General features: G+C 58.9%; 8 protein-coding genes and 1 tRNA gene. 1 reads left to right on the top strand and 8 read right to left on the bottom strand.

From position 1 onward, the window contains the following. Window positions 1–250: 250 nt before the first annotated feature. From B7L72_RS17050 to B7L72_RS17015, 8 genes are all read right to left on the bottom strand, one after another. Window positions 251–532, bottom strand: coding sequence for an addiction module antidote protein (locus tag B7L72_RS17050; RefSeq protein WP_081195623.1), 282 nt, complete (start codon window positions 530–532; stop codon window positions 251–253). Next, on the bottom strand, window positions 529–831 hold the full coding sequence (locus tag B7L72_RS17045) for a type II toxin-antitoxin system RelE/ParE family toxin (protein WP_081195737.1): 303 nt from the start codon (window positions 829–831) through the stop codon (window positions 529–531). Before B7L72_RS17045 ends, B7L72_RS17050 begins: the two co-directional genes overlap by 4 nt. Window positions 832–1,132: 301 nt before the next feature. Next, window positions 1,133–1,220, bottom strand: a tRNA-Ser gene (locus B7L72_RS17040). 124 nt (window positions 1,221–1,344) lie between these two features. Beyond that, on the bottom strand, window positions 1,345–1,851 hold the full coding sequence (locus tag B7L72_RS17035) for a YiiD C-terminal domain-containing protein (protein ID WP_081195622.1): 507 nt from the start codon (window positions 1,849–1,851) through the stop codon (window positions 1,345–1,347). A 24-nt stretch (window positions 1,852–1,875) separates the two neighbouring features. Continuing rightward, on the bottom strand, window positions 1,876–2,436 hold the full coding sequence (locus tag B7L72_RS17030) for a nitroreductase family protein (protein ID WP_039181222.1): 561 nt from the start codon (window positions 2,434–2,436) through the stop codon (window positions 1,876–1,878). Between the two features lie 26 nt (window positions 2,437–2,462). After that, window positions 2,463–3,296 (bottom strand): NADPH-dependent 7-cyano-7-deazaguanine reductase QueF, encoded by an 834-nt coding sequence (queF, locus tag B7L72_RS17025; protein WP_081137523.1) that lies wholly within the window; start codon window positions 3,294–3,296, stop codon window positions 2,463–2,465. A 38-nt stretch (window positions 3,297–3,334) separates the two neighbouring features. Next, entirely contained in the window at window positions 3,335–4,108 is a 774-nt protein-coding gene (locus B7L72_RS17020) for an ABC transporter permease (RefSeq protein WP_016914465.1), read from the bottom strand. After that, on the bottom strand, window positions 4,105–5,067 hold the full coding sequence (locus B7L72_RS17015; protein ID WP_016914466.1) for an ABC transporter ATP-binding protein: 963 nt from the start codon (window positions 5,065–5,067) through the stop codon (window positions 4,105–4,107). The genes B7L72_RS17020 and B7L72_RS17015 overlap by 4 nt, the downstream gene beginning before the upstream one ends. 270 nt (window positions 5,068–5,337) lie before the next feature. Here B7L72_RS17015 and B7L72_RS17010 point away from each other — a divergent pair, with 270 nt between their 5' ends. After that, window positions 5,338–6,966, top strand: a complete 1,629-nt coding sequence (locus B7L72_RS17010; RefSeq protein ID WP_081195621.1) for a methyl-accepting chemotaxis protein — start codon at window positions 5,338–5,340, stop codon at window positions 6,964–6,966. The last annotated feature ends 158 nt before the right edge of the window (window positions 6,967–7,124 follow it).

The raw sequence follows: 7,124 nt of genomic DNA, 5'->3' as shown, positions 1-7,124 counted from the left end.
TTTTATTTTTGAATAAATTATTGCATACAATGTTTTTTAAAATAAAAATGCACAAATCGTGACCAATTATTTGAAGGTGACGCCAAATTTGTGCATGAATGTTGCCTACCCGCTGACGGCACGCGACATTGCCAATTGCTCCTGTCGGATATGCCTCATAGCGTCAGCACTTACCCATATGAGCACGCCCCTCACCAACGAAAACGCCCCGCTGTGAAAGGCGGGGCGTATCACGGAATCGTTGATCGTCTTACGATGCTTCAGCATGTAACGTAAAGCCCAAGGCTTTTGTCACCTTCATAATCGTTGCAAAACTTGGGTTTCCATCAGCAGAAAGCGCCTTGTACAACCCTTCGCGAGTCAATCCCGTATCACGAGCAAGCTGTGCCATACCACGGGCGCGGGCAATATCGCCAAGCGCTGCCGCCACCAGGGCAGCGTCGCCCTCTTCAAGACAGGCTTCAAAGTACAACACCATTTCCTCTTCGGTATTCAAGTGGTCAACGACATCCCATTTACGCAATGTGCTCATGGCGCCTCCTTCAAATTGCGTGCCAATTGCTTCGCGATATCAATATCTTTTGCCTGGCTGGATTTATCACCGCCCGCCAACAAAATAATCAGCTCATACCCCCGCTGGACAAAATAGACTCGATAACCAGGCCCGTAGTGAATCCTCAATTCCGAGACTCCTTCCCCCACCGGCTCACAATCCCCGAAGTTGCCCAGCTCAGCCCGGCGCAGACGAGCCAGAATTTTCGCTCTGGCCCGGGCATCGCGTAATTTATCGAACCAGTCCGAATAAGTGTCGGTTTCGCTAATTATTTTCATGTTCTTAATGTAAACCACAGTTCACACAAGAGCAAATAATCCCTTCAATACAAACCGCCATACGCACACCTGCAGCCGCAGGATAGCGCCTATGTGTAGAAGGCATGTTGTGTTATGAGGCAATCAGGAGGCACGGCAAGCGCCTTAAACCATCACTGGCAAGTTAGCATGGGTTTGCGCAGTCGCCAGTTAAGACAACCTGACGGAGAGAAAAGAGATGCAGCTAGGCCTGTAGCGTTCCCAGGGCCCAGAAACGACGAAGGGGAATCAACATAATATGCTGATTCCCCTTCTATATTCGTGGCGGAGAGGGAGGGATTCGAACCCTCGAAGCCTTTCGACTTACACACTTTCCAGGCGTGCTCCTTCGACCACTCGGACACCTCTCCACATTGTGTGCTCTGCTGTAGGGCGTTGCCTTTCTCAACAGAACGGCGCATATACTATGCGTTAAGCTGTGAAATAGCAAGCCTTTTTCACATCAGAGCTTTTTCACGTCAGGGCTTTTTCACATCAAGGGCTGGGCAGCACGGCATAGCGGCTGCTGGCTTCCAGACATAGCGTGTCGCCGCAATAGAGCTGCTGGCTGAGTGCGATGCTGCCTTTGCCGCGTTCGTGCAGCCGTTCTGCCAGCGTTGCGGGGCCGCCGCTGCTGCTGGGCGTACAGATGAGGCGGTAGTCGCCGGTCACCGGGGCGACGAAGCGCTGGCTGGCATCCGCCACGACCACGTCTTGTGCCCTTCCCTGCTGGCGCAGCCACAGGGTCACCCAGCACCATCCTTGCAGGGTGGCTTGTGCTGCCAGGGCACCGCCAAAGCCGGTGCCTTTATCATTGAGGTTAGGCGCCAGCGCCAGGTGCCAGGTCAACGCGTCGTTGGCGTGGCTCACGTCACTGATGCCCAAGGCTCCCACCATGGGAATCGCCTCGCCCAGCCAGCGGTGGAAGGCGTGCAGGTCTTCCTTGCCTTCTGGCAGCGGTAGACGCGGGTGCGGTAGGCCTGGCTGGCGTGACGGGCTCATGGGGGCTCCTCGGCGGTTAAGCGCTCAATCCCAGCGTTCGACGAAATCGGCGGCGTTATGCTCGGGTACCGGCTTGTGACGACCGGCCAGGCTGCCCAGGTAGATGAACGCGACTACTTCATCCTCCTTGTCCAGCCCCATGCCCTTGCGCACCACCGGGTCGAAGGCATACTTGCCGCTGCGCCACATGGCGCCCAAGCCCAGGGCGTGTGCGGCCAACAGAATCCCGTGGGCAGCACAGCCCGCTGAAATGACCTGTTCGACCTTGGGCACCTTGGCAATATCTGGCGTCACCTTGGCAATCACGGCGATCACCATGGGCGCGCGCAGGGGCTTTTTGCGGGCAGCGTTCAGGGTGTCATCGCTGGCGTGCGGGTCTTCCTGGAACTCCGCTTCGGCGAACAGTTCTCCCAGGCGCTCGCGCCCTTCTCCGACGAACTCGATAAACCGCCACGGGCGTAGCTCCTTGTGGTCGGGGGCACGCAGGGCGGCGCGGTAGATGGCGCTGAGCTGTTCCGGGCTGGGGGCAGGCTCGGTGAGCTTGCCCATGGAGCTACGTTCGTGCAGCAGCGTAAGAGCGTCCATTGGTGTCTCCTTGTCCTGGGTCGGTATCACTGGCGCGCCAGGCGTAGCGGGCTGGGCGGCGCCATGCCCGGCGTGGCACGCCAGGGGCTGATGTCCAGCCCACCACGGCGCACGTAACGCGCCAGCACCAGCAGTGATTCTGGCTGGGCGTACTGCATGAGATCCGTGAAGATATGCTCGACGCAGTGCTCGTGAAAATCCTGATGCTGGCGGTAGCCAATCAGGTAGCGCAGCAGTCCTTCGCGATCGAGGCGCGGGCCTTTATAGCGAATCAGCACGCTCCCCCAGTCGGGCTGCCCGGTCACGGGGCAGTTCGATTTGAGCAGATGCGAATGCAGCGTCTCTTCCACGATATCATCGTGGGTGGTCAGGTGCTCGGCGCTGGGGGTGTAGTGGCTGACCTCGATATCCAGGTCGTCCAGGCACTCCCCTGGCAAGCGTCGCGGGGCCAGCGCTTCGTCATCCACCGGCAACAGCTCGACGCTGACCGGGGCACCCGCCGCACCGCTCAGGTCGCGCACCAGGATGGCTTCTACCTCGGCCTGGCTGGCAAAGCGCGTCTGGTTGAGGCTGTTGAGGTAGAGCTTCCAGGATTTGGACTCGATCAACTGCGGCGAGCTTGCCGGCAGCCGAAAGCGCGCCACCGCCACCACCGGCTTGCCGCGTCCATTCAGCCAGGAGACTTCAAAGGCGTGCCACTCGTCTTCACCCAAGAAGGGCAACGCGCTTTCTTCGATCCCCAGCGGCGCGCGATTGGCCGCCCGAGGAATGGGGTACAGCAGTGCCGCATCGTACTGCTCGGGGTAGGCAGAATCGCGCCCCAGCGGCGCGTGTTCCAGAGTATCAGGGCGGTGTGCCATGCAAAACGTCTCCATCAAACCAGGGGCCCTTGGGGCACTTAACTGCGTATACCTTTGCCACGCTCCAGCATGGTCAGCGCCACCATGAACAGCACCACGATGAACGCCATGATCGCCGTCAGCGCCCAGCCGACGGGAATGTCAGACACCCCCAGAAAGCCATAGCGGAAGACGTTGACCATGTACAGAATCGGGTTGAGCATCGAGACGCCCTGCCAGAAGTCCGGCAGCATCGAAATGGAGTAGAACACGCCGCCCAGGTAGGTCAGCGGGGTCAGGATGAACGTCGGCACGATGGAAATGTCATCGAACTTGTTCGCCAGCAGGGCATTGATGAAGCCACCTATGGAGAACAGCGCCGAGGTCAGCACCACGACCAGTATCGTGAGCAGCGGATGCTCCACCGTCAAGCGGGTGAAGAACAGCGATACCAGCGTCACGATGAGCCCAACGCCCAGGCCTCGGGCCATGCCGCCCAGAATGAAGCCAGAAAGAATCACGCTATTGGGCATGGGCGAGACCATCATCTCTTCCACCGAGCGCTGAAACTTGTTGGAAAAGAAGCTGGAGGCCACGTTGGAGTAGCTGTTGGTGATCACTGACATCATGATCAACCCGGGCACGATGAAATCCATATAGCTGAAGCCATCCATCTCACCAATGCGCGAGCCGATCAGGCTGCCGAAAATGATGAAGTACATGGCCATGGTGATCGACGGTGGCAGCAGGGTTTGCGGCCAGATACGGGTAAACCGCTTGATCTCCTTGAGCACCAGTGTCCACAGCGCGACCAGGGTTTGTGTGGCATTCATGCGTTGGCCTCCTGCTGCTCACGTTGATCCAGAGCCGCCTGGCTGCTCTCTACCATGGAAACGAACATCTCTTCCAGACGATTGGCGCGGTTGCGCATGGAAACCACTTGAATGCCCTGCTCACTGAGCGATGAGAACACGTCGTTCAGCTGCTGGCCTCGGTGAATGGCCACCGAAAGCTGGGAGGGCTCCACCTGGTGAACCTCGAAACCCGGCACCTGCGGCGCTTGCGCGACGGGAGCCGCCAGGTCCAGCAGGAAGGTTTCGGTGTCCAGCTCGGCCAGCAGCTCGCGCACGCTGGTGTTACGCACGATCTCGCCGTGATTGATGATGGCGATATTGCGGCACAGGCTTTCGGCCTCTTCCAGATAGTGGGTCGTCAGAATGATCGTCGTGCCTTCGTCGCGGTTGATGCGCCGCATGTACTCCCACATGCTGCGACGCAGCTCGATATCTACCCCCGCCGTGGGCTCATCGAGAATCAGCAGCTTGGGGCGATGCATCAGCGCACGCGCAATCATCAGGCGGCGCTTCATGCCGCCGGAGAGCATCCGCGCGCTGCCGTTGCGTTTTTCCCACAACCCCAGGTCGGTCAGCAGCTGCTGGGCACGGGGCAGCGCTTCACTACGCCGCATGCCGTAATAGCCCGCCTGGGCCAATACGATATCCAGCACTTTCTCGAACTGGTTGAAGTTGAACTCCTGCGGCACCACGCCCAACTGGTACTTGGCTTTGGCGAAGTCCTTGTCGATGTCGATACCAAAAATCGACACCTTGCCCGCGGTTTTCTGTACCAGGGAACATACCACGCCCAGAGTGGTGGATTTACCTGCCCCATTGGGGCCCAGCAGTGCAAAGAAGTCGCCCTGCTGAACGTCCAGATCAATCCCTTTTAACGCTTGAAAGCCGTTGCCGTACACCTTGGTAAGGCCACGGATCGACAATGCCGGTTCGGCCATGAACATGTCCTGTCAGCAAAATGAGAGCTTATGAAGCTAGATGGGAAGATATCGGGGCGAACGCATATTTTTTCAAGCTAACGAACTCGATGCCCTCACGGCGAGCCAGATGACTGTTTTACAAAGGTTAAGGCTACATTAGGCGACACTTTGCCACGCTATTGCAGCAGAACTCAGGCAATTAATACTTTAGTATGACGCGCGCACCGGGCGCTGCGTCAGCACCGGTGCCAAGGGAACAATCGAACATAACAGAGAGCTTGCCTGATAATGAGCACTGCCATTACCTCTTCCAGCGTTGCGCCGCCATCGACGGAGCACGCGACGACCTCACCTGCGCGCTATCGACTCTCCACGCTGCCCCTGCGTCGTCAGCGCCTGATAGGCGTCGGCGTACTGTGGCTGATCCTGGCCGTCATGATCGCCATCAATGCCTGGCAAAGCCGTAACTTGCTGTATAGCGAACGCGAACAGCGCATGGTGACGGCAGTCGACATCGGCATTTCCACGCTGCAACACTACCACCACCTGGCCGAGCAAGGTCAGCTGTCCGTTCCCGATGCCCAGCGCCTCGCCTTCAACATGCTGCGCGACATACGCTTTGGCGAAGATGACAACTACCTCTTCGCCTTCAACGGCAACCTGCGCATGCTCGCCCACCCCCGCAGAGAGGTCGGCGAAGACATTTCTCAGGTGAGCGACCCCGAAGGCACGCTGATCTTCCAGACAATGCTGGACAACACACGAGCCAATGGCAGCGGTTTCACCGAGTATTACTCCAACTTTGCGCGCGGCAGCGATGCCCGCCCGCTGGTACGCACTTACTCCGAGGTCTTTGCCCCGTGGGATACGTACGTGGCCAGTGGCGTTTTTGTGGGCGACGTCAACAGCACCATCGTCAGTCAGTTGATCGGAAGCATTCTGGTAGGAATTTTGGCAGGCGTACTGGTGACCCTGGCCTTCTGGGGTATGATTACCATGATTCTGCGCCGGTTGGGGGGTGAGCCCAACTATGCTGCTGGCGTGGTATCACGCATTGCCCAGGGCGATCTGACCGCTCCCGTGGCCCTGCACCCCAACGACACCAGCAGCCTGCTCTACGACATTCGCTCGATGCGCGATAAGCTACGTGAAGCCATGACCGACATCTACACCACCAGCGAGGCGGTGGATGGCAACGCCGGTGATATTGCTGCGGGCAATCAGGAGCTGTCGTCACGCACCGAGCAGCAGGCCGCCGCCCTTCAGCAAACATCTGCCAGCATGGAAGAAGTCACGGCGACCGTTCGCCAAACCGCCGACAGCGTGGCCCAGGCCAAAGAGCTGGTACGCAGCGCAGGCGAAACCTCGCAGGCAGGCCAGCAGGCCATCGGCAATGCCGTCAACTCGATGCAGGAGATCAGCGCCGAGGCCGACAAGATCACCGACATCGTCACACTGATCGACAGCATTGCCTTCCAGACCAATATTCTGGCGCTCAACGCTTCGGTGGAAGCGGCCCGCGCCGGCGAACATGGCCGTGGTTTTGCCGTGGTGGCCGGCGAAGTTCGCCAACTGGCCAACCGCTCCGCCACGGCCGCCCACGAGATCAAAGGGCTGATCAACGCCTCCAATGCCCAGGTCAGCAACGGCGCCGGGCTGGTCGATACGGCCAAACAACGGATGCAGGACATCGACCTGCAAATTCAGAAGGTCAACGACCTGTTCGAGGAGATCACCGCCGCCACCTACGAGCAGACCCGCGGCATCGAACAGATCAACGTGGCCATCGCCCAGCTAGACCAGGCCACTCAGGACAATGCCTCCATGGTGCAGCAGACCGCCACCTCTGCCCAGGACCTCAAACAGCGCTCACAGTCGCTCAACAGCGTGGTCGGCCACTTCACTCTGGTGGATTGAGCCACTCGGCCCGGGCGCATGCGCCTGGGCATTCCGCCTGCTTCATCCCAAACGACACCCACGAAAAAGCGCTGCCCAAGGCAGTGGCCGAACGGATAACAGAGACGAAGGGGATCAATTGGGGGAGAATCAGAAAAAAGCGATAGAAAAGCACAGAC

It is taken from the genome of Halomonas sp. BC1 (genome assembly GCF_002078135.1).
In the GTDB taxonomy this organism is placed as follows: Bacteria; Pseudomonadota; Gammaproteobacteria; order Pseudomonadales; family Halomonadaceae; genus Vreelandella; species Vreelandella stevensii.
The sequence above is the reverse complement of the archived record's forward strand: the minus strand, read 5'-3'. Positions and strand labels throughout refer to the sequence as shown.